The following is a 22,068-nucleotide window of genomic DNA, read 5'->3' on the forward strand; positions in this document are numbered from 1 at the left end:
GCTTCATCATGCCCCACAACTTTGGCGCCATCACTTCAGCTCGTTTTTCTTTGCGCTATATTCAAACTACTACGCTTTCTTAGGCACAGTAAAATAGAACGGCTTTATGGGGGGCTTCGAAAAATTCTATGATTCATACCGTTAAACACAAAAAAACCAGTCAGACAGGCTCGTCGACTGGGTTCACTAGCACATTTAACTGGCGAGTGTTTTGAAATAACGATAGACTTTTTCAAGCTTTTCCGCTTGCTTTCCGTTTGGACTCTCCATATTTCCAAACTCGAAAAACTTCACTTTTTTCATCCCTACGTATTGAAATACGGCTCTTTTCATCAGTATTTTGTGCGCGTTATTCAAGAAAAACAAAGGATAATGCGTTGGTCCCATCATGGACGAAATGCACACGACAGATTTGCCTTTTAGGAGCCCCTCTGGCAGCAGTCCGCCGTTGTCCTTATAGGCAAAATTGGCTGCAAACATTTGATCGATATACCCCATAAGCATCGCGGGAGGTCTTCCCCACCAAATCGGGTACACAAACACAAGCTTATCCGCCCACATGATTTGGCTTCGGTATTTCTCCAGCGCAGGATCGCGGTGCATATCCCTTCTTCGTTTTTCCTCATTAAATACGAGCAGAGGATTAAAGCCTTCTTCGTACAAATCTAATACCTGTATATCCTCGATGATCGGATTTTCTTGGCTTCCCTTGATGACCTTTTCCAAAAAGGAATAGCTTAAGCTTTTGTGATTCGGATGGGTGTAAATAACCAGCAGCTTCACGATGCGCACCTCTTTATTTATCATTTGATAACTAAATCATACCATCTTGTTTTTTAGTTATCAAATGATAATTGTTATTTGATAATTTGTTTGTTATCTTGGCAGTAAGAGGTGTTCAATGTGGACCAAAACGATGTATTTTATAAATTTGTCGCATTCACAGCTTCCCTGCATCGTGTTACGCACGAGTTAACCAGAGACGCGAGGCCAGACTCGATCACTCCTATGCAGTACAGCATCCTTGAGCATCTGGCGGTCAGTCAGCCTGTCACGCCTAGTCAGCTCAGCGACTGTCTGTATATTTCCATGCCCAATACGAGCCGTGAGCTAAGAAAACTAGCCGAGAAGCACCTCATCGAAAAGGTAGAAGACAGCGAAGATCGACGAAAGCATTACATCCGGCTCTCCAAAGAAGGACAGCTTATGATGGATGAGGCATTTGCAGGTATTCAGGCCAGATTTTACAATCTGATCGAACATGCCTCCCCCGAAGATGTCGAGGAAATGAAGCGCGCACTCGACGTCCTGCAAAAGCATCTGTTCACGTAGTGTTACGCTGTTAGTTCGAGAGCGATGATCATATACGCAAAAAGCCACTCCAGTTAACGGAGTGGCTTTTTTTGCCCGAATTCGCTTTAGGTTTATATCTTTTTCACAAACTCTGATTTTAACTTCATTGCTCCAAAGCCATCGATTTTACAGTCTATATCATGATCCCCGTCAACCAAACGAATATTTTTTACCTTTGTTCCGATTTTTACGACTGACGAGGTTCCCTTTACTTTTAAATCCTTGATTACCGATACCGTATCACCATCGCTCAGAATGTTTCCGTTCGCATCCTTCACGATCTTTTGATCACTGCCAGTCTCGGTATCAGCTTGTAAACTCCACTCGTGGCCACATTCTGGGCAAACCAGCATGCTCTCTTGCTCGTACGTATACTCCGACTGACATGCTGGGCAGTTAGGCAATTTAGACATGATTTTATACCTCCATCCGATATTGCTAATTTTAGCATATATGATTTATTTTACAATTTTACGCTTTAGCGCTCTTCCTGTCTGTCCCTTGCCGCCCTTTCAAGCCGAAAACGAACCCCCCTTGTAATCGAGTACAAGTGAAAGGTTCGTTTTTCGCAATACTAGCTACCTGCTATGCTTGTTTCCTCTGCAAAATAAACCGGAGCAAGCGACTGATCAGCGGGTGCACCACCGACACATGCCCTTCTCCCTCAAACAGCTCGAATACGAGAAGCAGACCGTACCCATCGTAAGGCTGCAGCATCGTGTACAGCTGCTGTGCGTTTTCCACCATCATCTGCTTTTCCTCGGAGCCAACTGCAATCATTAATTCTGCATCGATTTGTCCTTGTTGGAGGCGATCTTTCAGCTCGGGCAAGCGGGCAAGAAGGCTTTTGTCATTCCACCAGACAGAAGGACTTCCGGCAATATAGCTGCGAAAAGCTTCTGGTCGCGTAAAAAGCACGTGCAGCGCAAACCATCCGCCCAGGGAATGTCCAAACAATGCCTGTCTATTCCGGTCAATGGGATACTTGCGCTCGATTTCCGGCTTTAGTTCGTCCTCGATAAAGGTAAGAAACTCCTCGGCGCCACCAGTCGCAGGCCACGGCGAGCCATCTGGCCGCTCCCGCATAACAGAAGAGTCCGCCAGCTCAGTATAATCATAGAATCGTTGCTCACTCACAATCGGTTCATCCGAATCATACCCGATGCCAACGATGACTGCCGGCTCAATTCCCAGAGGATGACGCGACTGCAGCCGCATCGCTTCTGCAAGGGAATGAAATGATGCGTTGCCGTCTAACGAATAAATAACCGGATATCCCGCTGACGGAGCTGATGTCGATGGCGCGTAGACGAAGAGACGGTAGTTACGACCCGAATGTGAGGAGGTCATATCAAAATAATGTGTTCCCGGAATGAAAGGGCGATCTGGCTGCTCTTCTCCTTTTGCAAGCAGCTTCTTCCCTTCGAACAGCCATTTCAACGCATTGGGTAAGCGCTCTGCCATAAATACCGCATCATGTGTGCCGCCATCCACAAGCTCAAAGCATAGCTGCTCTGCTGGAAACCCTTTTTGCAGCCATAAATCACGGGCCTCGAGCGTATTGCGAACCATCTGTCTCTGGGCATTGCGCTTATAAATGCCCTCACAGCTTCCAACGGACATGTACAGCCACTGCTCTTTAGCTGGCGAAGACTGCTCGCGCAAGAAGTCCAGAACTCCTTCATACCAAAAGGAAGCGGAAAGCATACCGATTTTTCCAAACGTGTCTGGACGCCAATAGCTGGCAAACATGGACACCAAGCCGCCAAATGATCCTCCGAGAATGGCCGTATTCGCCCGGTCTGTTTTGGTACGGTAAGTAGCATCGATATGAGGCTTAATGACGTCCGCTACACAATCGACGTAAATCCGTCCTCTTCCGCCAAAGGGTGGCTTGCTTGTGAGCAGCGGGGCAGCAGGCCATGGCGTATATTCGTCGTTTCGGTTATGGGGCTCAATACCGACGAGAACCAGCTCCGGGATTTGACCTTCGCGAAACAGCATTTCGATCTGGTTAATATTGTGGTCAAACTGCTCGCCCCCGTCCTGTACATAAGCTACAGGGAACCGGACGTCCGATTCATGATAAGACGGCGGTAAATAAACGATCAGCTTCCATCCAGCCAGCTCAATCGATTGGTATCGGTTCATATGCTCTCTCCTTTTTCACGGTGGGTTTCTCTATGTACAGATCCATTCGCCTCGTTTTTCATCGAATCGATTCCCCCCTCCCTTTTATTTGATAACGGTTATCATTATCAATAACAAGTATAACAAAACCTGTTTGCCTTCGATAGCTATCCTGTCTCCTTTTTTCCATACACTATGAATGGAGCCATATAAAAAGAAAGCTGCCAGTGGCAGCTTTCTTAGTCAATCACAATCCGATCACCTGGCATGCAGGCAAGAATATTTTTATAGCCCTGAGCAACGAGCTTTGCTTGCAATCGATCTGTCTTCTCTTTTGGCGAATGTACGAGTAGCGTCGTCTTTGGCTTTAGCTGATCGAGCATCCTTGTTACTTCCGGGAGTCCTTGATGAATTTTGTACCGGTGGCGAATTACTTGCACACCGGGCTCCTCCTCTGCTAACAAGCGAGCAGCGCAAGTCCCTGGATAGACGTGACCTGTCAAAATGATCGCATTGTCTGGATTACTCTGAAAAGCTTCCAGCAAATTGGCTGCGTCTTTCGATTGCAGCATCGGGTCAGCCGTCAGGAAAATCGTCTTGTCTGAACGAACACTTTTTTGCCTGATTTGCTCCTGGCTCAGCACCTGTACACGGCTGCTCCACATCTCTTTGTATGGCACTACCAACCATGATTTTAGCCAAAGCTCTTCTCTGAACAAGGCTTGGAATCCTTGCTCCAATCGCTCATCACAGATGATTTGTGTATCGGGGAATGCCTCGGCCACTATTTCGATCAATTCATGCCCTCTGCCAAACCTCGGCACTGGCAACCATACATGTCCGCCCCGCTCTAGCACTCGCTTGCATGTGGCAATGAACTCTTTTATCAGCTGCTCCTGCTCTGTTTCGTCATCAGCGTAGGCTGCATCCAAGATCGCAAATGGAAGGTCGTGCACATACTCTGGACTGGGTAAATCCGAAATAAGCAGCTTGGAATCCGGACTGTAGTCGCCTGAGTAAAAAAGCGTTTTACCGTCGTTTTTGAGCAAAAGCCAAATCGAACCTGCCAAATGTCCGCTGGGACCCCAGCACGCCTCAAGCCCTGGCTCAATCGTAAACCATTGTCCAGGCGCTGCCATGTCCTCTACAAACCGGTAACGCACTTGCTCTATATGTTCCTTTGTATAAAGCAGCTCGTACCCGGCATCCTGCACAAATTTTTGCCAGCTAGCAAAATAGTTGTCGAGCTGCTGTGCAGTGGAGCGCGTCGTCCAAACTACCCCTGTATACCCATCACGATACAGTAGCGGTATCGCCATGGAGTGATCTTCATGCGCATGAGACAAAAAAACGCAGCTCAGCTCGCCAGCCTTGGCAGCATCCAGCAGAGGATACATCTCTTCTTGTCCCTTTTTCACACCACAATCCAGCAGTACAGCTAGCTGTTCAAACTGGACGTAGTAACATGAGCGGCCATGCTCACCTGCACCGCCCCAAACCTCAACCTGAAACATTACATCACGTCCTGTCAGCGCCTCGATAGTTCATCACAGCCAGCACAATTGTTGTAAGTCCAACGGAAATGACAGCCATTGCCATCCCAAGTGAAACCTCGCCCTGCTCAAACTGCGCGTAAATATACGTAGCCGAAACCTTCATCGACGGCGGTAAAATAAGTAAAGATGCGACCAATTCACGAATGGAGATCGTAAACGTCATCATCCAGCCTGCCAGCATGCTCGGCACAAGCAGCGGCAGTATGACTCTGCGAAACGTATACCAAGGGGTCCCGCCAAATACGCGTCCCGCATTGGTCAAGGAAGCATCGATTTGTTGATAGCCGGATTTTACGTATTGCACCGTGTACGGTATGAAAAGCACCACATACGTGAGCACGACCATCCCATACGTGTTGTAGATTTTGATCGGCATCCACGGGGCGTTCCATAACAAAATCAGTCCGACCACCGTGACAATTCCAGGAACGGTATTCGGCAACAGGCTGAATACATCTGTCACCTTTTCAGAAGCACGATTCGTGTGCTTGATTTGCATCGCCAAAAAAGTTCCGACAACCACTGAGATTGTAGCTGTGATCAAGGCGAGTCCAAGACTGTTTACCAAAGCTTCCATGCCTGGAGAACCCCATGTGAGCAGCTTTCCATAATGCTCTAGCGTGAAATTTCCCCAGCTCAGGCCATCCCCGCGCAGCTTTTGCAGCGACGCAACCACAATCGAGAAATACGGGATGCCAATAGAGGTCGCCAGCAAAAAGACGATATAACCCCATGCAGCAGCCAGTCCCCTGCCTTTGAGTTGAATGATTTTCAGCTTGGAGCCTTTGCCACCCAGCGTCTGATAGTCATAGCGGCGCGAAATCAAATTTTGTACATACCAAAACATAAGGCAGGTAGCCAATAAAACGGAAGCAAGCGCAGTCGCTTTGCTGAAATCAATCGGCCAGCTGGACGTAAATCGGTGAATTTCACTCGTTAAGACGTGATAACCAATTTTGCGTCCAAAAGTAGCTGGCGTACCAAACTCCGCAATCGTTTTAACAAAGACGAGAAGGGCCCCCATCGCATAACTGCCGAGCAGCAGCGGGACAATGATTTTGCGGAAACGATAGACAAACCCGCCTCCGTACACAGCACCGGCTTCCTCGTAACCTGCCCCGATGCGACGCAGCGAATTGCGCAAAATCAAATACAGAAACGGGAACAAATGCAGGCTCATAATCGTAACCATTCCGAACAAGGAAAAAAAGTATGGCGTCCACTCTTCCGTCAGTGGGAGCATCTGCTCCAAAAAGCCACGGCGCTGCATAAACAGCATCCAGCCCATCGCCCCAATATACGGCGGCGTCATAAACGGAATAATCAGCACGACATCCAGCCATTTATGCTTGGCCAAGCTCGTTTTCGCTGTTAAAAATGCCATCGGCAGCGCCAATAGGGAGGCGCCACCTACAACCCAAAAGCCGAGAAGGATGGAATTCGTCAGCACCACGTTTAGCTCGGAATCGAGTATCACCTGGAGCGGTGCCAGCAGATTCAGCTGATCATTCGGGGTGACGCTCTCCAGCAAAATAAAAAGCAGGGGCACGACGACAAGCAATGTCATCAGCACAAGTGCCAGCGTCACACCCCACGACAGGTTTTTTCTTGTAGAAGTCTTCATAATAACTCCCGTGTTTTATTTATAAATCCCCAAAAACTCAGAAGTGATCGCAGGACCTTTTTCTGTCATCCAGTTCCAGTCATATTTCAGCAGCTTGATGTCTTTTACTTGGCTACGGCTTTCATGTGCCGGAATATCCGCACGACCAGGCAGCAGATAGTTGTCTGCAACGACCTTTTGTGCTTCATCAGAGAGCAAATAGTCCATAAACAGCTTTGCATTCTCCAGATTTTTCGCATCCTTCATGATCATAGCCGGGCGCGGGTTAATTACTGTACCGCTTTCCGGGTACATGATGTTGACATGCTCGCCTTTTGCCATCGCTTCGTATGCCATGTAATCGACACCAGCCATTACAACGCTTTTTGCACCTGTAATGACAGGATCGAGTGCCTCTTTGTTAGCACCAGCCATCGCCACGTTGTTCGATTTCAACGATTTAAACAGCGTCCAGCCGCCATCTCCGTGCTCATTCAAATAACCGGAGATAAAATCGAGTGCAGATCCCGACAAGGACGGGTCTGGAATATTGACTACGCCTTTCCATTCCGGCTTAGCCAAATCAGCCCATTCGACAGGCGGCTTACTAACCAGCTTTGTATTGTAGGTGATGCCCAGAGCAGATGCACTGTAGCCGAACAAATGCTTTTCCTTGTCCACCCATGTGTCATAGAGCTTGTCCACATTCTGTGCACCCTCGTAGCTTTGGGTCAGTCCCTGTTCCTTGAGTGCGATTCCAGATGGCCAGGACGCGAGGATTACGACGTCAGCAACCGGGTTGCTTTTCTCTGCTTCCAGACGAGCAAGGATTTTACCTGTAGTGCCATCGAATTGCTCGACCTTCACACCTGTTTTGGCTTCGAAGTCTTCCTTGATCTTGGCAGCCATCTTACCTGGGCCAGCCACATAAACGGTCAGCTTGTCCGATTTCGGTTTTGCTGCTTCCGTAGCAGGAGCTGGTGCCGGAGCTGTCTGTGTAGTGGTTTGCGTTTCCTTTGGTGCATTGCTGCTGGCGGTGCTGCCAGTTGTGCTGCTTCCACATGCCGTTACGAGCAATGTGAGACTCATCGTCATGGTCATAAGTACGGACTTACTTACACGCCCCATCTTTTTTGAAGCTTTCATACGTTAACTGCCTCCTTTATTGGTTGAATCGAATGAATTTCATTTGATGACGCATATACAATGGCACGATCTCCTACCCGTAAGCGCTGGTCATGGTAAGCGACCCATACGGTCCCATCCTCAAGCTCCAGCGTGATGTCATACCGATCTCCCAAGTAGCTCACCCTTTTCACCTCAGTCGACCAGCTCAAATCTCCCGGGCGACCTGTCCAGCGCAGTCTCTCCGGTCGAATCATCAGCTCATCTGGCTCAATCCAGTTGGATTTCCCTACAAACCTCGCTACGAATGGTTCGGCTGGACGATGATAGATCGTCTCTGGCGCTCCTTTTTGCAGCACCTTGCCCGCCTGCATGACCAAAATGAGGTCTGACATCGACATCGCTTCCAGCTGATCATGCGTAACGTAGATCGCGGTAAGGCCCCGTGATTGCACCAGATGCAACAGTTCTGCCCGCATCTCATCTCGCAACAGAGCATCTAGCGCGCTCAGTGGCTCGTCAAACAAAATCAGCTTTGGCTCCACCGCAATCGCTCTGGCAAAAGCGACTCGCTGCTGCTGACCACCGGAGAGCTGACTGGGGTAGCGCTGCTCCAGACCTTGCAGACGCACAGCCTCAATCGCGTCCATCACTCGCTCCCGCATGCCGTTTGTTTGCTTTGCCGCTTTCAATCCAAAGGCGACATTTTCGTACACGGTCAAATGCGGCCAAAGTGCGAAGTCTTGAAACACCATGCCCAGCCCACGTTTATGTACGGGCTTGAACACCCCTTTCTCTGAGGAAAACACGCACTCATCGTCGAGCCAAATTTCGCCGCTATCTGGCATTTCCAATCCGGCAATCATTCTCAGCAACGTAGTCTTGCCGCAACCGGACGGACCGAGCAATGTCGTAAATTCCCCTGAACGAATATGCAGATCAAGTGGCTGGAGCGCTTGCATGGCTCCAAAGGACTTGGTTAGTTGCTTTACGATTAGATCCATACCTGCAATCCTTCCTGTTTGCGAATCTACTATGAGTGTACGGCAGAAGTTTTTTGCTATTGTTAACCTTTTGTCTTATCATCGTTAAATTTTCTATTATGATCTATTTGTTCTCATAGATTTTCTCTATAATAGGGGCGAAAAGTTCAGGGGAATCAGGAAGATACTTGTGAGGTGAACGCGCCATGAATATAACGAAGCTGGAAATCGTCATGCTCTTATCCAAATATAAAAAGGTATCTACTGTCGCTGAAGTGATGGGGATCAAGCAGCCTACGGTGACCTTTCATATGAAAAGTCTGGAGGAAAACTACGGAGTACGCTTGTTTGAGCAGCGCGGAGGTGTGATTTTACTGACGGAGGCTGGCAAAGCTCTTCAGCATTATGCTTCCAAAATCACTGCTCTGTCACAGGAAACGGAGCGCGTGCTGCTTGAATATCGAGAGGCACGGCGTGGAACGATTACCATCGGCGCGAGCTATGTACCGGGAACGTACATGCTGCCACAAGTGATTAGCCAATTCAGCCGTGAATATCCCGGTGTGTCCGTGAAAATGATGATCAAGCCCGCTCCTGTCATTCAACAACTACTCCTGGATCACCAGATCGATCTCGGATTTATTTCCTCCCAGCCGTTCGATGAACCCAAGCTGCACATTCAGCCGCTGAGTGATGACGAGCTGGTGATTGTCTACTCGGCGAGCCATCGATTTGCCAGCATGAGCAGCATAGATGTCATCGATATTGTGGAGGAGCCCTTCATTTTTCACGGTACGAATTCAACAACGAGTCAAATGACAACCAAGTGGGCGTCTGCTCACAAACTGAACCTGCATTACTGCATGGAGCTAGATTCTCTAGAGTCGATTAAACGGGCGCTAATGATCGGAAATAGCATCTCGTTCCTGTCCAGACAGGCGGTAACGGAAGAGGTGAACAATCACATACTCGCATGTGCTCCCCTCCCGCCACCGGAGCAAGAACGCTATATATATGCCTGTTACCACAAGGAACGATGGCTGTCCAAAGGATTGCAGCAGTTTTTGCAGATGGTGCAGGCGAATGTATAAAACAAAAAACACCCCAAAGCTTGTTCAAAGCCTTGGGGTGTTGCCATGTCACGATTATTTTCTATTCATCAAACTTGAACTTGGCCAGCGCATCCTTCAGAGCCGAGTTCAAGCCATCGCCTGTATCCTTATCTTGTCCCTTCAAGAACTTGGCGACTTCTTTTTTGGAAACCTTGCTGCCCTTTTCCTTGTCCCGTCGCTGCTGGAAGGTGCTCAGCTTCTCCCGATGCCCACATACGCAGACAAAGGTTTGTCCTTCCCCCTCGCCGCGCAGCTCCAGCCTTTTGTGGCACTGCGGACATCTGGCATTGGTCTGCTTCGCGACGCCTTTGCGGTAGCCACACTCCCGATCCTGGCAAACGAGCATTTTGCCACGCTTTCCGTTTACCTCCAGCAAAAACTTGTTACACTCCGGGCATCTGCTTCTGGTCAGGTTGTCATGGCGGAATGATTTGTCGCTGTTCTTGATCTCATTGACTACTGCTTTGGCGTACGTTTTCATTTCCCCGATAAAGGTCTGCTTGTTCAAGCTCCCTTTTGCAATAGCCCCCAGCTTTTGTTCCCACTGCGCCGTCAAGGTTGGCGACTGCATTTCATCTGGAACCAGCTCTAATAGCTGCTTGCCTTTTGCGGTGACGAAAATATGCTTGCCTCGCTTCTCGAACAGGAAGCTGTTGAACAGCTTTTCGATGACATCCGCACGGGTCGCAACTGTCCCGAGTCCGCCCGTTTCTCCAATGGTTTTGATCAGCTCTTTGCTTTCTCCAGCCATGTATTTCGCCGGATTCTCCATCGCTGACAAAAGACCTGCCTCTGTAAAAGGCTCCGGTGGCTTCGTCTCGCCTTTGGTTTGGGAAACAGCGGTGATGGGCAGACGATCGCCTTTTGCAAGCGCTGGCAATAGCTGTTCGGCTACGCCATCCTTTGTATCCTCGTCCTCCACATCGTGGTCGTACGCTTCCTTCCAGCCTTGGGCGAGGACCGTTTTGCCTTTTGCAAGGAACAGCTCACTTCCGATCTTCACCTGAACAGTCGTCTGCTCATACTCAAAAGGAGGCAGCAGAACAGCCAGGAAACGCTTCACGACAAGATCAAAAATCTTTCGTTCCCGATCGTTCAGATCACCCAGAAAAACGGATTGCTCTGTCGGTATGATCGCATGGTGATCGGATACCTTGCTATCGTCCACGAACGATTTGTTCACTCTAATCGGCGCTCGCAGCAGCTTGGCAGCGATGGGCGCGTATGGCTTCATTTGCACAGCCTTGATTCGCTCTGGCAATGTCTCCACGATGTCGGCAGAAAGATAGCGAGAGTCTGTCCGCGGGTACGTCACTACCTTGTGATGCTCATACAAGCCTTGCATAATCGATAATGTTTCTTTTGCGGAATAGCCAAACATTTTGTTGGCATCCCTTTGCAGCTCGGTCAAATCGTACAGCTGCGGGGCAAAGGTTTTTTTATGAGCCTTGCTAACCTCGATAACCTCGGCGGTTTTGACGTGTTGAAGTGATGTCAGCAGTTGGTCCGCCTTGTCTTTGGAAAACGTTCTGAAGTCCTTGGTTTGCTGATCCTGCCATTGGAGCTTGATCTGTCCCTGTGCCATGGCAGACAGTCCATAAAACGGTTTTGGCGTAAAGCGGCGAATTTCTTCTTCTCTTTGCGCAACAATCGCCAATGTCGGTGTCTGCACACGACCACAGGATAATTGAGCATTATGCTTAACTGTAAGCGCACGTGTCGCATTGATGCCGACCAGCCAGTCTGCCTCAGCACGGGCAGCAGCGGAGGCGTACAAATTTTCATAGGCCTTGCCGTCCTTTAGGTTGCGGAAGCCTTCCTTGATCGCCTTATCCGTTACCGACGAAATCCAGAGACGCTTGATCGGCTTATTTACATGCACCAGCTCAATAATCCAGCGAGCGACAAGCTCTCCCTCACGACCAGCATCTGTTGCAATCACGATTTCTTTTACATCATTTCGTCTCATTTGCTGTTTCACCGTATGAAACTGCTTGTTGCTCTCCTTGATGACCACCAGCTTTAGTGGGGACGGCATGATCGGCAAATCCTCGATTTTCCACGTGCTGAATTGCTGGCCATAGACTTCCGGATCGGCCAGCGTGACGAGATGGCCCAGTGCCCACGTAACAATATATTTATCTCCTTCGAAAAATCCGTTTCCTTTTTTGTGACACTGCAATACTTTTGCGATATCTCGCCCGACGGAAGGCTTTTCCGCCAATACAAGTGTTTTACTCATTCATTACACCCTTTCAATACCTTCTGCAAATCACTCATTCCATTCGCAAGAAGACCGTATCGCTACGATTTACTTTGTTTCATTTTGTTCATTTCGGCTAAGGTCATATCATTACACTGCTTCATAAATCCAAGAATCAGAAGCGTCTCCTGCTCGTTGTACTGAGACATGATCTGAATCGTAGCTTGCATGACAGATTCAAACAGGGGGGCTATCTGCCCAGCATTTTCCGGTGATGCTTTGACAACAACACGTCTGCGGTCGTTGGGATCTTTATCCCTGACTACATAGCCTGCCTTTTCCAGTCGATCGATGACACTCGTAACCGCTCCCGTTGTCAGTCCTGTTAATTGCGCCAGCTGGCCTGCGGTTACCGGGCCCGTACGATTGAGGAAATCGAGACATTTATGGTCCGTTGCATTCAGGCCCAATTTTTCTGAAATAAGCTCATGCAGCATCACAGCACGCGTACTGTTTTGACGTAATTCTTGAAGCAACGCCTGCTGGGGCGACGTGAGGTTAGAAAAAGCAGATGGTAAATCGTCTATTGACATAAGGGAACCTCCCGCTTATGATATAAATACCTTAATGAATCAAGATATAAAATAAATCAAGATACTTTTTTGATTAAGATTTAACATCAGCAACAGTATAACACATCTCAAAGTCTGCCCCCATCATTTGAAAAAGAAGGGATTGAATCTCATGACAAATCAAAAAGATCTGATGGCCATCCATGCTCTATTCACAAAACTAGTCGACGCTTGGAATAGTGGCGATGGAACAGCTTATGGCGACTGCTTTACGGAGGATGCTGATTACGTGACTTTTATGGGACAGCATTTAAAAGGACGAAAACAAATCGCTGAAGTCCATCAATGGTTATTCAACGGTCCGCTTAAAGGCTCCACTCTGGTTTATAATGCTTCTTCCGAGCTAAAGCCTCGTTTCCTTGCAGCGGATGTAGCCATCGTTCATGCGATTGGAGAAGCCCGCTTGGATGATTCAGCTAACGATCCTGACGACAGAGGATCGATTAATACAAATGTGCTTGTAAAGCAAAATGGTGCATGGAAATTGACTGCTTTCCATAATTGCCGGATTCAACAAATACCGGGAGGAAACCGCTAGTCTCTTGCCCGCTTACGAAACCGCACAAAAAACCTTACGCCTAAGATCGACGTAAGATTTTCAGTAAGCATCTTATTCATACCGCAGAGCTTCAATCGGATTCAGTCTGGCTGCCTTGCTCGCCGGATATAGTCCAAAGAAAATACCAATCGCACTGGAAAAGCCAAACGCAATGAGGATGCTGTCCCACGAAACCAGCGGCGGTACATCGACGTATTGCGACGCGAAGGAGGCAGTGCCGATCCCACATAGTATTCCGAGCGTGCCACCGATCAGACAGACGATGACGGATTCGATCAAAAACTGCAGCAAAATGTCTCTGTGACGTGCGCCTAAAGCCTTGCGAATGCCGATTTCTCTGGTCCGCTCCGTAACGGATACAAGCATGATATTCATGACCCCGATTCCGCCAACAAGCAGTGCAATCCCGGCAGCGACGCTGAAGGTCGTCGTAAGCGTCCCGGAAAAGCTATCAAGACCCACTAGTGAATCCTCAATACTTTCAATTTGGTAATAATTTTCGCGCTCATGCTTGCGGTTTAAATATTGGATCGTCTGGTCCTTTGCTGCCTGGATTGTCGCTTTGGATGACGCTTTCACCGACATGTTTGAAATGTACTTTGTTCCGTTAACATTTTGCATATACGTAATCGGCATGTACGCAGTCATTGCTCCCCCTTGATCAAACGAGAGCTTATCTTCCTTGACTACTCCGATTACGATTGCCGCAGCCATCTTAAACGTAACTCTTTTGCCTATCGGATCTTCATTCCCAAACAGACCCTGCGCCAATTCCTGATCCAAAACGATAACACGCTTGGCCTCTTTGACTTCCTGCCTGGTAAAAAATCTTCCTTTGACAAGGGTTAGATTCGGTTTAATTTTAAGCAAGTCTCCATTGGTGCCTTGCACTCTCGCATCTTGTTCCTTTTTCGACCCTTGAATCGTTCCGTAATTGGGGAAAAACGGCACAGCTGCATCGATATAAGGTGAAAGCTGCGGGAGTGCATCCGCATCCTCAACCGTTAAATCAGTAGTTTTGCTCCCCAGTCTGACGTCCCAGTTGTAATATACACTAAACGTCGTCGCTCCCATTTTGTCCAGTTGATCGGTGTAGGCCTGTTGACTGCCATTGCCGAGTGTCATGACAGCGATGACAGACGTTATTCCGATGATGATTCCAGACATCGTCAGGCTGGCACGAAGCTTGTTGGCGCCAATGCCGTCGAGGGCAGAGCGTAGGCTCTCCAGTAGATTCATGTCAGAATCACCTCTTCGGAAGCTGTCGCAAACAAACGGCATTCTACTTGCTCGTCTTTGATGATGCAACCGTCTTTAAACGTGATGACCCGCTCAGCATGCTGGGCAATATCAGCTTCATGTGTGACCAGCAGGATCGTTACCCCTTGTGCATGCAATTCCTGAAAGATCGTCATAACCTCCATACTTGAGCGACTATCCAGATTACCCGTCGGCTCATCTGCCAGCACAATGGCAGGCTGGTTGACCAATGCTCTGGCAATAGCGACCCGTTGTCTTTGACCACCTGAAAGCTGTGACGGCTTATGTCCCATACGCTGCCCGAGACCAACCCGTTGCAATGCAGCGGTTGCTCTTTTTTTCCTTTCTGCCATCCCTACACCGGCGTACAGCATCGGGATCTCGACATTTCGCAGGGAAGTAGCGCGTGGCAGCAGGTTAAAGGATTGGAACACAAAGCCAATTTTTTGATTGCGTACGCCAGCGAGTTCCTTGTCTTTTAACCGGGTGACTTCGATTCCGTCCAAAACATAAGAGCCAGAGGTTGGCCGATCCAGACAGCCTAGCATGTTCATGAACGTTGATTTCCCTGACCCAGATGGGCCTACGATTGCTACGAATTCGCCTTTGGAAACGTGGACATTGATATTTTTCAGAGCAAACAATTCTACTTCATCCGTCTTGTACTGCTTGGTTAATCCCTCAATGTGCAGCATAGGTATCCTCCCCTCCTCCTTGATCTCAAGCGGACGGACCCAGGAAGACAGGTTCATTTTCCTGCAACGATTCCGGCGGATTGGCAATCAGCTCTTCCGTTCCATCCAAGCCGCTTTTGATTTGGACAGAAAGCTCATTTTCGATGCCTGTTGTCACGGTTTTTTTCTTTGCCCTGCCATTTTCCGCGATCCAGACGAATGTCGAGCCATCTTGATCCGTAATGACACACTCGCTCGGTACTTGCACAGCATTGGCTTCTTTTTGCAAAACGATGTCTACGTCTACATGAAAGCCTGGCTTCAAAGATTCAATGGTTGTGTCTAGATCAACGATGACCGTAACCCGCGTCTTTTCGCCCTCTGACCCTTGGGTCGTTACCGCTATCGGAGAGATCCGTGACACCTTGCCGCTCAGCTGTTCTCCCCCCAGTGAAATACCTGTAACGACCGCTTCCTGACCGACTTTTATTTTTCGCAGATCGGATTCGCCTACCTCAGCCTCGACAATCAAGCTGTCAGTATCACCAATCGTGAGAATTTCCTCGCCTTTACTCAGCACTTTTCCTCTTTTCACTTTGGTGGAGAGCACCGTCCCGTCGATAGGAGAAACGATACTGCTTTGGACCCGCTGTTTTTCGTATTTGGCTTTTTCCAGATTCAGCTTCTGTATTTGTGCTTCATACGATTGGATTTCGGTCTTGTCTGGTCCTTTTTGCTTCAACAAGAGGTTTTGCTTGGTGACCTTTACCTTTGATTCTGCTGTCAGCAGCTTTTGCTTCGCTTGCTCTACATCCAGCTGCGTAGACACTCCCGAAGAAAACAGCGATTGTGTACGCTCAAAATGCTGTAGGGCAGTCTGATGATCGCGCTCATCCTGTGCCAGTTCCTCCTGAAGCTTGGTGATTTCCTCCGGCTCCACACTTTTGGACAATCGGGCAATATTAGCCTGCTGAATCGCGATTTGCGCTTCGATATCCATAATTTGATTGCTTACGTCCGATGTATCAATGTTGCCGATGACCTGTCCCTTGCTGACTTTATCGCCGTCTTGGATGGAATAATTGCGTAGATCACCAGAGCTATTCGCAAACAGGGTGTGCTCATTGCTCACTTTGACGATTCCCGATGTGAGAATCGTGCTTTCCATATCTGCCGTTACTGCCGCTGTCAGCATGACCGGAACCCCTTGACGAAGCGCATCGCCTGATTGAAACACATAGCCTCCACTAAGACCGATTGCCAGCACCCCTGCACCGAGCACGATCCACCAGTGCTTTTTCATCATAAATTCCTCCCTGCCCGATTCAAAAAGGCAACGTTTTTCATCACGGATATACGGTCACAATGACCCCTTCCCGATTGTCTCCGGAAATCACGTATTTGCGATTCGCGGGTACCTGGATCATGGTGTCCTGTACTACTGGGTAATAAAAAATGCGATAGCTCTCACCCAGGGCAGTCACTGTCGTCTCTTTCACCTCTTTCAAGTAATCGAGGTACTCCTCCAGCGTAAAGTTTTTCTCCTGTATGATCGCGCTGTGCGGCAAGCCGAGATAGCGATAGTGCCAAGGCTCGTACTGAATGCCCGTAATCGCTACCTTATCCTCGGGATAGCGCAAAATAAATCCATATTTCCAAGCGTTTTTCTTCAGCCACTTTCCTTCTGGCGCCTGATCCATCTTCATTTGTGTGGATCCGATGTCCAAAGACAGACCGAGATTATGCTCGCTATAGCCTTCTGGCAAAGCATAGTCGGACCCCATTTTTTCATAGAGCATTCTTTGCTCTTCAAAACCCCGATAGCCGCTATTTATCATAAAATGGTTCACATCATCCGCACTTGCTGCCTGGACCATCTCCAAAAAGGACTCTGCTACTTTCTCTGACAATTCAATGCTACCGTCATTCAACGCATAACCATCAATCAAGTAATTATGCCTGACCAAATTGACTACATCGGATGCTACTCCCTCTTGATGAACGGGATAGTCTTTGTTGACTAACAATAAATTTCCTTTGTATATCTGGTCTGTTTCAACGCTGATTGTTTTGTAGTTCTGATCTGATCTTGCTTGCTCTTGATTGCTTCCCTCTTGCTGCTTCTGTCCTCCCCATGCGAATGGCTCCACAACCTTATAGCCGACCACCAAAAGCAAGATGAAAAACAAACAACCCCACTTTTTCATTACAGTTTCCTCCCTAGCTCGTCACGTAAACAGGGTAGGAAAAACTTTTAAAAGAAAAAGTGGGGTAAATATAAAATTTTTCTAAAATCAGCAATTGTTCTGGCTGCTGTATCTCGTCTGTTACATAGATTCTACTGGCAATCGCACTTCAAAAAGCGTTCGGATTACATCACTTTGGGCAGATACTGTTCCTTGATGCTGCTCCACGATATTTTTGGCGATGAACAACCCAAGTCCTGTGCTTCCTCCCTGGTGAGTACGCGCCTGGTCGCCCGTATAAAACATTTCAAACAGATGTGGCAGCTCTTCTTCCGGGATCTGGTTGCCGTAATTGACAACCTGAACAACGACCTCGTCGCCTTCCCGATAGCCGTTGATATCAACAAACCTGCCGTCCTGCCCGTATCGAATCGCATTGGTCAGGAAATTCTCGAATACGCGTGCCAGCAGCTCGCCATCTCCACGAATAAACAGTTGGGATGTCACGTGAAGTCTTGCTTCTAATCGATTCTTTTCAAACGCTGGGTACAGCTCTTCGCTAAGCTGGCTGAGTAGTTCGCCGAGGTCGATGACTTCTCGCTCAATGGTGATCATACCGTAGTTCATTCGAGTGATTTCGAACAGTTCATCGATCAGCTTTTCCAGACGCTGAGACTTGGTATACGCAATCGTCGTATAATGCCTGATTTGGTCCGCGCTCATCTGCTTGTCACGCAAGATGAGGTCCAAATACCCGATCACCGAGGTCAGTGGTGTACGCAAATCATGCGCCAAATTCAAAATAAGCTGATCCTTGCTGCTCTCTGCAAAATCTCCTCTTTGTACTGCCTCCTGCAATTTCTGGCTTGCCAGATTCACGTCTTTAGCAATATCCCCAAACTCGTCATCGGCGGATATTTCTACGTTTTTGGTGAAATCCCCATTTGCCAGATGATGAATTCCTGTTGAAATCTCTTGAAAATAGGTGGCGTATCGTTTGGTGAAAAGAAAGAAAAACAAAATGGCCAGTGGGATGAAAAAGATCAAAAAGAAGTTGATATCCCCAACTTCGCGGATGAAATAGCGGAAGGGTCTCAACGGGTTTTCCCACTTCACTTGTGAACGGTAGTAAAGCTGAAGAACTTTATAGAGCGAGTAAGTGATGATACCTGAAAAGAGCATGCTAAGCCCGAGGAGCGAGATCATTTTAAAGCGAAAGCTTCGTATGATTTTAGCCATTAAACGAATACCCCACGCCCCAGACTGTTTTTATGACTTTGTTTTTGGCCTTTTCCTCGCCAAGCTTTTTACGCAAGGTTCGAATATGCACCATGACCGTATTGCAGCCCTCATAGTACGCCTCGCCCCACACATGCTCAAATATGTTTTCGGCACTGAACACCTTCTTCGGATAGCTCGCCAGCAGGTACAAAATATCAAATTCTTTTGGCGTCAGCTCGATCGTTTCACCGTACATGGTGACGATACGCTGATCGGGATAAATCGCGAGTCCGCCTGTCTCCAGTACCTTATTGTCCACTGCTGCTGCCGGTTGATTGAGCTGCTTGTAACGACGCAGCTGCGCATTGACGCGTGCCATTAATTCCAGCGGATTGAACGGCTTGGTCATATAATCATCTGCTCCCATGACCAGTCCCGAAATTTTATCCAGATCGGATGCTTTGGCGCTTAAAAAGATGATCGGCATATTGTGCTTGGCGCGGATGAGTTGGGTCGCTTCATATCCATTCAGATTTGGCATCATGATGTCTAGTATCGCGAGGTCAATCGAATGGGTTTGAACCGCTTGCACTGCTTCTTTTCCGTCTGATGCGATGATCGTATGGTAGCCTTCTTTTTGTACATGCAAGGCAATCAGTTCGGCAATCTCCGCCTCATCGTCTGCGATTAATATAGTGATGGGTTTCATTGCTTAATGTAACCTCCCTGTAGGTGGTTTTAGTAGTTTTAGTTTTTTTAATAGTTTCTAAAACAATAATCTTTCCCTCTCAAGTGTGTAAAGTCGTTTGTCTAGTAGAATACAAAAAAGACGTGACCGGAGCAATCTATCAAGCTCCAGTACACGTCTTTTTGCTTTCTTCCTACAAAAACCCAACAAATATCCCAGCCAAAATAACGGAAACAATCGTAACAGTGATAAATCCACCCACCAGCATCGGCGGCAGCATATGGCTCGTCAGCATTTCTCTCTCTTTTTCATCCTCAGTCAATGACTTGATCACTTCGTCGGTAATGATATAGTCAGCCGGGAAGCCGTACAAAGCGGTCAACGATACAGCAAACGCCATTTCCTTACTCGTTTTTAACAGCTTTCCAGCGACCAAGGAGAACAGATACATCCCGATGACACCTAAAACGATACAACCGACAAGCGGATAAATGATCTCAAGCATCATAGCCGGTGTCGCCTGCTTCAATCCGTCGAAAATGAAGAGCATCAGCGCCATGAGGGCAAAACCGAAACCATTTGCTCGTTGCAGAACCTGCTTTTCCAAAAATCCGATGCTCTTGGCAATAACCCCGAACAACAAGCAGAGAACGAACGGGCTGACTGTCACGATTGGCGCCAGCAGAGTCGAAACGAGATAAGCCAGATACGCGACCAATGCCAGTCGGAAAAATTTAAAGAAATCGGTGTTGTACTTCGCTGGCATGTTTTTAAATAAGGTAAGACCAGACTCTGTATTCTCAGCCGTAGCAGCGATTTCCGTGCTTGCTGTCGTCAGCTTTTGGCTGCGATACTGCTCGAGAAGTCTTTTGCCTTCTTTCTTCAGCATGATCGACGTAATCGGGTATCCTGCAAATCCCTGCATCACGTAAATGACGATGGCAAATACGGAAAGCGAGATAAGCCCCGCTTCTTTGGCTCCCTCTGACATGATGAGGGCAGACACTACTCCCCCTACCAATGGCGGGATGGCAACCACGATTGTTTCATAACCGAATAAAAACGTACCGATACCAAATAAAATAGCGATAATTCCCAAAATACCTGACAAGGCAATGATAATGGTCTTCCACTGTCTTTTTAGTTCCTGAGTAGATAAGAGCGTACCCATATTCGTAATTAACAAGTACATCATCATCGTCGCAACGACTGGCGGTACACCTGACACTGCTACAATGTCTTTCGGAAAGAATGTCCAATAACCAAAGAGAAACAGGACTGCACAGACAAAGATAGAGGGTACCCAGGCTTTTGTCCGAACCGCAACCCAATCTCCGATAAATAAAATACCAACAAGAATGACTAAAGCAAGCATTTGAGACATACGTATCACATTCTTTCTTTACTAGGCTGTTTTCGTTTCAGTAATACTATAAATGTAGGCACCTGCTCTCCGGTCATTGAAACACCTTACCAGGGAGCAAGCACCTTTATACGTGATGTGAGATCGTCGATTATTTATTTTCCTTCAGGTACGTCAATGTAGCCAGTCCCAACGTTTTCGCAGCAATTAACATACCTTTTTCATCAATATTGAATTTCGGGTGATGGTGCGGATAGACGGCATTCAATTCCGGGTTCTGCGCACCAGTAAAGAAGAATGCTCCCTTCACATGCTGCAAATAGTACGCGAAGTCTTCCCCACCCATTTGCGGCTCACATTCGTTGACAGCTGTTACACCAGGTACGGTTTCAGCGAGCTTGGCCACAAACTCCATCTCTTCTTTCGGATTGACGGTTGCCGGGTAGCCTTTAATATACTCAAACTCGTATTCAACATCGCCGGCTAGGCACGTCCCTTTAATAATTCGTTCGATTTCCTGCTCAACCTCAGCGCGAGTGGTTTCCTTGAAGGTTCTCACTGTACCCGAAAGCTTGGCAGTATCAGCGATGACGTTTGGTGCATTTTTCGCTTCGAAGGAACCGATGGAAAGAACAGCTGAATCTAGCGGATCGACTCTACGGGACACAATCTGCTGCAAGTTGCCGACGAGCTGAGCGCCGATCACGACACTGTCCTTTGTCTTGTGCGGCTGTGCACCGTGTCCACCACGTCCTTGAATTTTCACATGGAAAAAGTCTGCAGCAGCCATGACCGGACCAGGACGGTATTCAATCGTTCCAACAGGGCCCGTGGACCAAATATGTTGACCAAAGATCACGTCGACACCTTCTAAGCATCCGTCTTCGATCATCGCAATGGCCCCACCTGGCAGCATTTCCTCTGCGTGCTGGTGAATGAATACCACGTTGCCCTCGATTTCATCCTTCATGCTGTTCAGCACTTTAGCCAGAATCAGTAGTGTTGCTGTGTGACTGTCATGTCCGCAAGCATGCATCACACCGTCTACTACAGACTTAAATGGGACATCTGTCTCCTCCTGGATGGGGAGAGCATCAAAGTCGGCGCGCAGTGCAACTGTCTGTCCCGGCTTTCCGCCGCGCAGTGTAGCGACAACTCCGCCTCCACCTACACCAGTGCGAACCTCATGACCTAATTTCTCATGATATTCAGCAATAAATTTGGGTGTTTTCACTTCCTGAAAAGAAAGCTCTGGATGCTGATGCAAATGCCGGCGCACTTCTACCATTTCACCGTAAGCCTGGTCCAATAATTCATAAAGCTTTTCCATACAACGGGCTCCTCCTTTTAAAAACAATAAATATTCAAACAATTCAGTTTAAAAAAGAAATAGATCTGCTACTGCTCTCTATTTATTTCC

At 47.9% G+C, this 22,068-nt stretch carries 20 protein-coding genes; 3 read left to right on the forward strand and 17 right to left on the reverse strand.

What is annotated here, in order from left to right; translation table 11 throughout:
- Nucleotides 1-195 precede the first annotated feature (195 nt).
- A complete protein-coding gene (locus tag C3B52_RS04860) occupies nt 196-783 on the reverse strand; it encodes an NAD(P)H-dependent oxidoreductase (protein WP_103104967.1) in 588 nt (195 codons plus the stop codon).
- A 120-nt stretch (nt 784-903) separates the two neighbouring features.
- Here C3B52_RS04860 and C3B52_RS04865 point away from each other — a divergent pair, with 120 nt between their 5' ends.
- Nucleotides 904-1,332, forward strand: a complete 429-nt coding sequence (locus C3B52_RS04865) for a MarR family winged helix-turn-helix transcriptional regulator (protein ID WP_103104968.1) — start codon at nt 904-906, stop codon at nt 1,330-1,332.
- A 92-nt stretch (nt 1,333-1,424) separates the two neighbouring features.
- Here C3B52_RS04865 and C3B52_RS04870 read toward each other — a convergent pair whose 3' ends face one another.
- The 6 genes from C3B52_RS04870 to C3B52_RS04895 form a co-directional block, all read right to left on the reverse strand.
- On the reverse strand, nt 1,425-1,766 hold the full coding sequence (locus tag C3B52_RS04870) for a zinc ribbon domain-containing protein YjdM (RefSeq protein WP_103104969.1): 342 nt from the start codon (nt 1,764-1,766) through the stop codon (nt 1,425-1,427).
- Nucleotides 1,767-1,938: 172 nt separating this feature from the next.
- Nucleotides 1,939-3,504: an alpha/beta hydrolase gene (locus C3B52_RS04875; protein WP_103104970.1), complete on the reverse strand. Its 1,566-nt coding sequence runs from the start codon at nt 3,502-3,504 to the stop codon at nt 1,939-1,941.
- A gap of 218 nt (nt 3,505-3,722) precedes the next feature.
- Nucleotides 3,723-4,997 carry an MBL fold metallo-hydrolase gene (locus C3B52_RS04880; protein ID WP_103104971.1) on the reverse strand — a complete coding sequence of 425 codons (1,275 nt, stop codon included), beginning with the start codon at nt 4,995-4,997 and terminating at the stop codon, nt 3,723-3,725.
- A 4-nt stretch (nt 4,998-5,001) separates the two neighbouring features.
- A complete protein-coding gene (locus C3B52_RS04885; RefSeq protein WP_103104972.1) occupies nt 5,002-6,663 on the reverse strand; it encodes an ABC transporter permease in 1,662 nt (553 codons plus the stop codon).
- Between the two features lie 15 nt (nt 6,664-6,678).
- Nucleotides 6,679-7,788, reverse strand: coding sequence for an ABC transporter substrate-binding protein (locus C3B52_RS04890; RefSeq protein WP_103104973.1), 1,110 nt, complete (start codon nt 7,786-7,788; stop codon nt 6,679-6,681).
- On the reverse strand, nt 7,785-8,771 hold the full coding sequence (locus C3B52_RS04895) for an ABC transporter ATP-binding protein (protein ID WP_103104974.1): 987 nt from the start codon (nt 8,769-8,771) through the stop codon (nt 7,785-7,787). The genes C3B52_RS04890 and C3B52_RS04895 overlap by 4 nt, the downstream gene beginning before the upstream one ends.
- A gap of 185 nt (nt 8,772-8,956) precedes the next feature.
- Between C3B52_RS04895 and C3B52_RS04900 the strand changes: the two genes are divergently transcribed.
- On the forward strand, nt 8,957-9,841 hold the full coding sequence (locus tag C3B52_RS04900) for a LysR family transcriptional regulator (RefSeq protein ID WP_103104975.1): 885 nt from the start codon (nt 8,957-8,959) through the stop codon (nt 9,839-9,841).
- Nucleotides 9,842-9,902: 61 nt separating this feature from the next.
- Here C3B52_RS04900 and C3B52_RS04905 read toward each other — a convergent pair whose 3' ends face one another.
- Together C3B52_RS04905 and C3B52_RS04910 are read right to left on the reverse strand one after the other, a co-directional pair.
- Complete coding sequence (locus tag C3B52_RS04905) at nt 9,903-12,104, reverse strand: DNA topoisomerase III (RefSeq protein WP_103104976.1); 2,202 nt, start codon at nt 12,102-12,104, stop codon at nt 9,903-9,905.
- A gap of 62 nt (nt 12,105-12,166) precedes the next feature.
- Complete coding sequence (locus C3B52_RS04910; RefSeq protein WP_103104977.1) at nt 12,167-12,658, reverse strand: MarR family transcriptional regulator; 492 nt, start codon at nt 12,656-12,658, stop codon at nt 12,167-12,169.
- 151 nt (nt 12,659-12,809) lie between these two features.
- Here C3B52_RS04910 and C3B52_RS04915 point away from each other — a divergent pair, with 151 nt between their 5' ends.
- Nucleotides 12,810-13,235 (forward strand): SgcJ/EcaC family oxidoreductase, encoded by a 426-nt coding sequence (locus C3B52_RS04915; protein WP_103104978.1) that lies wholly within the window; start codon nt 12,810-12,812, stop codon nt 13,233-13,235.
- Between the two features lie 72 nt (nt 13,236-13,307).
- On the opposite strand, the gene C3B52_RS04920 is transcribed toward C3B52_RS04915, so the two are convergent.
- The 8 genes from C3B52_RS04920 to C3B52_RS04955 all read right to left on the reverse strand — a co-directional run bounded on the left by C3B52_RS04920 (nt 13,308) and on the right by C3B52_RS04955 (nt 21,978).
- Nucleotides 13,308-14,495 (reverse strand): ABC transporter permease, encoded by a 1,188-nt coding sequence (locus C3B52_RS04920; RefSeq protein ID WP_103104979.1) that lies wholly within the window; start codon nt 14,493-14,495, stop codon nt 13,308-13,310.
- On the reverse strand, nt 14,492-15,211 hold the full coding sequence (locus C3B52_RS04925; RefSeq protein ID WP_103104980.1) for an ABC transporter ATP-binding protein: 720 nt from the start codon (nt 15,209-15,211) through the stop codon (nt 14,492-14,494). The genes C3B52_RS04920 and C3B52_RS04925 overlap by 4 nt, the downstream gene beginning before the upstream one ends.
- 25 nt (nt 15,212-15,236) lie before the next feature.
- Nucleotides 15,237-16,493, reverse strand: a complete 1,257-nt coding sequence (locus C3B52_RS04930; protein WP_103104981.1) for an efflux RND transporter periplasmic adaptor subunit — start codon at nt 16,491-16,493, stop codon at nt 15,237-15,239.
- Between the two features lie 43 nt (nt 16,494-16,536).
- On the reverse strand, nt 16,537-17,397 hold the full coding sequence (locus C3B52_RS04935; protein WP_103104982.1) for a M15 family metallopeptidase: 861 nt from the start codon (nt 17,395-17,397) through the stop codon (nt 16,537-16,539).
- A gap of 120 nt (nt 17,398-17,517) precedes the next feature.
- On the reverse strand, nt 17,518-18,615 hold the full coding sequence (locus C3B52_RS04940; protein ID WP_103104983.1) for a sensor histidine kinase: 1,098 nt from the start codon (nt 18,613-18,615) through the stop codon (nt 17,518-17,520).
- Nucleotides 18,608-19,306, reverse strand: coding sequence for a response regulator transcription factor (locus tag C3B52_RS04945; protein ID WP_103104984.1), 699 nt, complete (start codon nt 19,304-19,306; stop codon nt 18,608-18,610). The genes C3B52_RS04940 and C3B52_RS04945 overlap by 8 nt, the downstream gene beginning before the upstream one ends.
- Before the next feature lie 172 nt (nt 19,307-19,478).
- Nucleotides 19,479-20,669, reverse strand: coding sequence for a hypothetical protein (locus C3B52_RS04950; RefSeq protein ID WP_103104985.1), 1,191 nt, complete (start codon nt 20,667-20,669; stop codon nt 19,479-19,481).
- Between the two features lie 130 nt (nt 20,670-20,799).
- Nucleotides 20,800-21,978: a M20 family metallopeptidase gene (locus C3B52_RS04955; protein ID WP_103104986.1), complete on the reverse strand. Its 1,179-nt coding sequence runs from the start codon at nt 21,976-21,978 to the stop codon at nt 20,800-20,802.
- Nucleotides 21,979-22,068: the final 90 nt, after the last annotated feature.

It is taken from the genome of Brevibacillus reuszeri, from assembly GCF_002897295.1.
Classification (GTDB): Bacteria; Bacillota; Bacilli; order Brevibacillales; family Brevibacillaceae; genus Brevibacillus; species Brevibacillus reuszeri_A.

Excerpts from the sequence above, each read along its gene's own strand:
- C3B52_RS04870 (WP_103104969.1), bottom strand. The coding sequence starts at position 1,766 with ATGTCTAAATTGCCTAACTGCCCAGCATGTCAGTCGGAGTATACGTAC.
- C3B52_RS04875 (WP_103104970.1), bottom strand. The coding sequence starts at position 3,504 with ATGAACCGATACCAATCGATTGAGCTGGCTGGATGGAAGCTGATCGTT.
- C3B52_RS04880 (WP_103104971.1), bottom strand. The coding sequence starts at position 4,997 with ATGTTTCAGGTTGAGGTTTGGGGCGGTGCAGGTGAGCATGGCCGCTCA.
- C3B52_RS04885 (WP_103104972.1), bottom strand. The coding sequence starts at position 6,663 with ATGAAGACTTCTACAAGAAAAAACCTGTCGTGGGGTGTGACGCTGGCA.
- C3B52_RS04890 (WP_103104973.1), bottom strand. The coding sequence starts at position 7,788 with ATGAAAGCTTCAAAAAAGATGGGGCGTGTAAGTAAGTCCGTACTTATG.
- C3B52_RS04895 (WP_103104974.1), bottom strand. The coding sequence starts at position 8,771 with ATGGATCTAATCGTAAAGCAACTAACCAAGTCCTTTGGAGCCATGCAA.
- C3B52_RS04900 (WP_103104975.1), top strand. The coding sequence starts at position 8,957 with ATGAATATAACGAAGCTGGAAATCGTCATGCTCTTATCCAAATATAAA.
- C3B52_RS04905 (WP_103104976.1), bottom strand. The coding sequence starts at position 12,104 with ATGAGTAAAACACTTGTATTGGCGGAAAAGCCTTCCGTCGGGCGAGAT.
- C3B52_RS04910 (WP_103104977.1), bottom strand. The coding sequence starts at position 12,658 with ATGTCAATAGACGATTTACCATCTGCTTTTTCTAACCTCACGTCGCCC.
- C3B52_RS04915 (WP_103104978.1), top strand. The coding sequence starts at position 12,810 with ATGACAAATCAAAAAGATCTGATGGCCATCCATGCTCTATTCACAAAA.
- C3B52_RS04920 (WP_103104979.1), bottom strand. The coding sequence starts at position 14,495 with ATGAATCTACTGGAGAGCCTACGCTCTGCCCTCGACGGCATTGGCGCC.
- C3B52_RS04925 (WP_103104980.1), bottom strand. The coding sequence starts at position 15,211 with ATGCTGCACATTGAGGGATTAACCAAGCAGTACAAGACGGATGAAGTA.
- C3B52_RS04930 (WP_103104981.1), bottom strand. The coding sequence starts at position 16,493 with ATGAAAAAGCACTGGTGGATCGTGCTCGGTGCAGGGGTGCTGGCAATC.
- C3B52_RS04935 (WP_103104982.1), bottom strand. The coding sequence starts at position 17,397 with ATGAAAAAGTGGGGTTGTTTGTTTTTCATCTTGCTTTTGGTGGTCGGC.
- C3B52_RS04940 (WP_103104983.1), bottom strand. The coding sequence starts at position 18,615 with ATGGCTAAAATCATACGAAGCTTTCGCTTTAAAATGATCTCGCTCCTC.
- C3B52_RS04945 (WP_103104984.1), bottom strand. The coding sequence starts at position 19,306 with ATGAAACCCATCACTATATTAATCGCAGACGATGAGGCGGAGATTGCC.
- C3B52_RS04950 (WP_103104985.1), bottom strand. The coding sequence starts at position 20,669 with ATGTCTCAAATGCTTGCTTTAGTCATTCTTGTTGGTATTTTATTTATC.
- C3B52_RS04955 (WP_103104986.1), bottom strand. The coding sequence starts at position 21,978 with ATGGAAAAGCTTTATGAATTATTGGACCAGGCTTACGGTGAAATGGTA.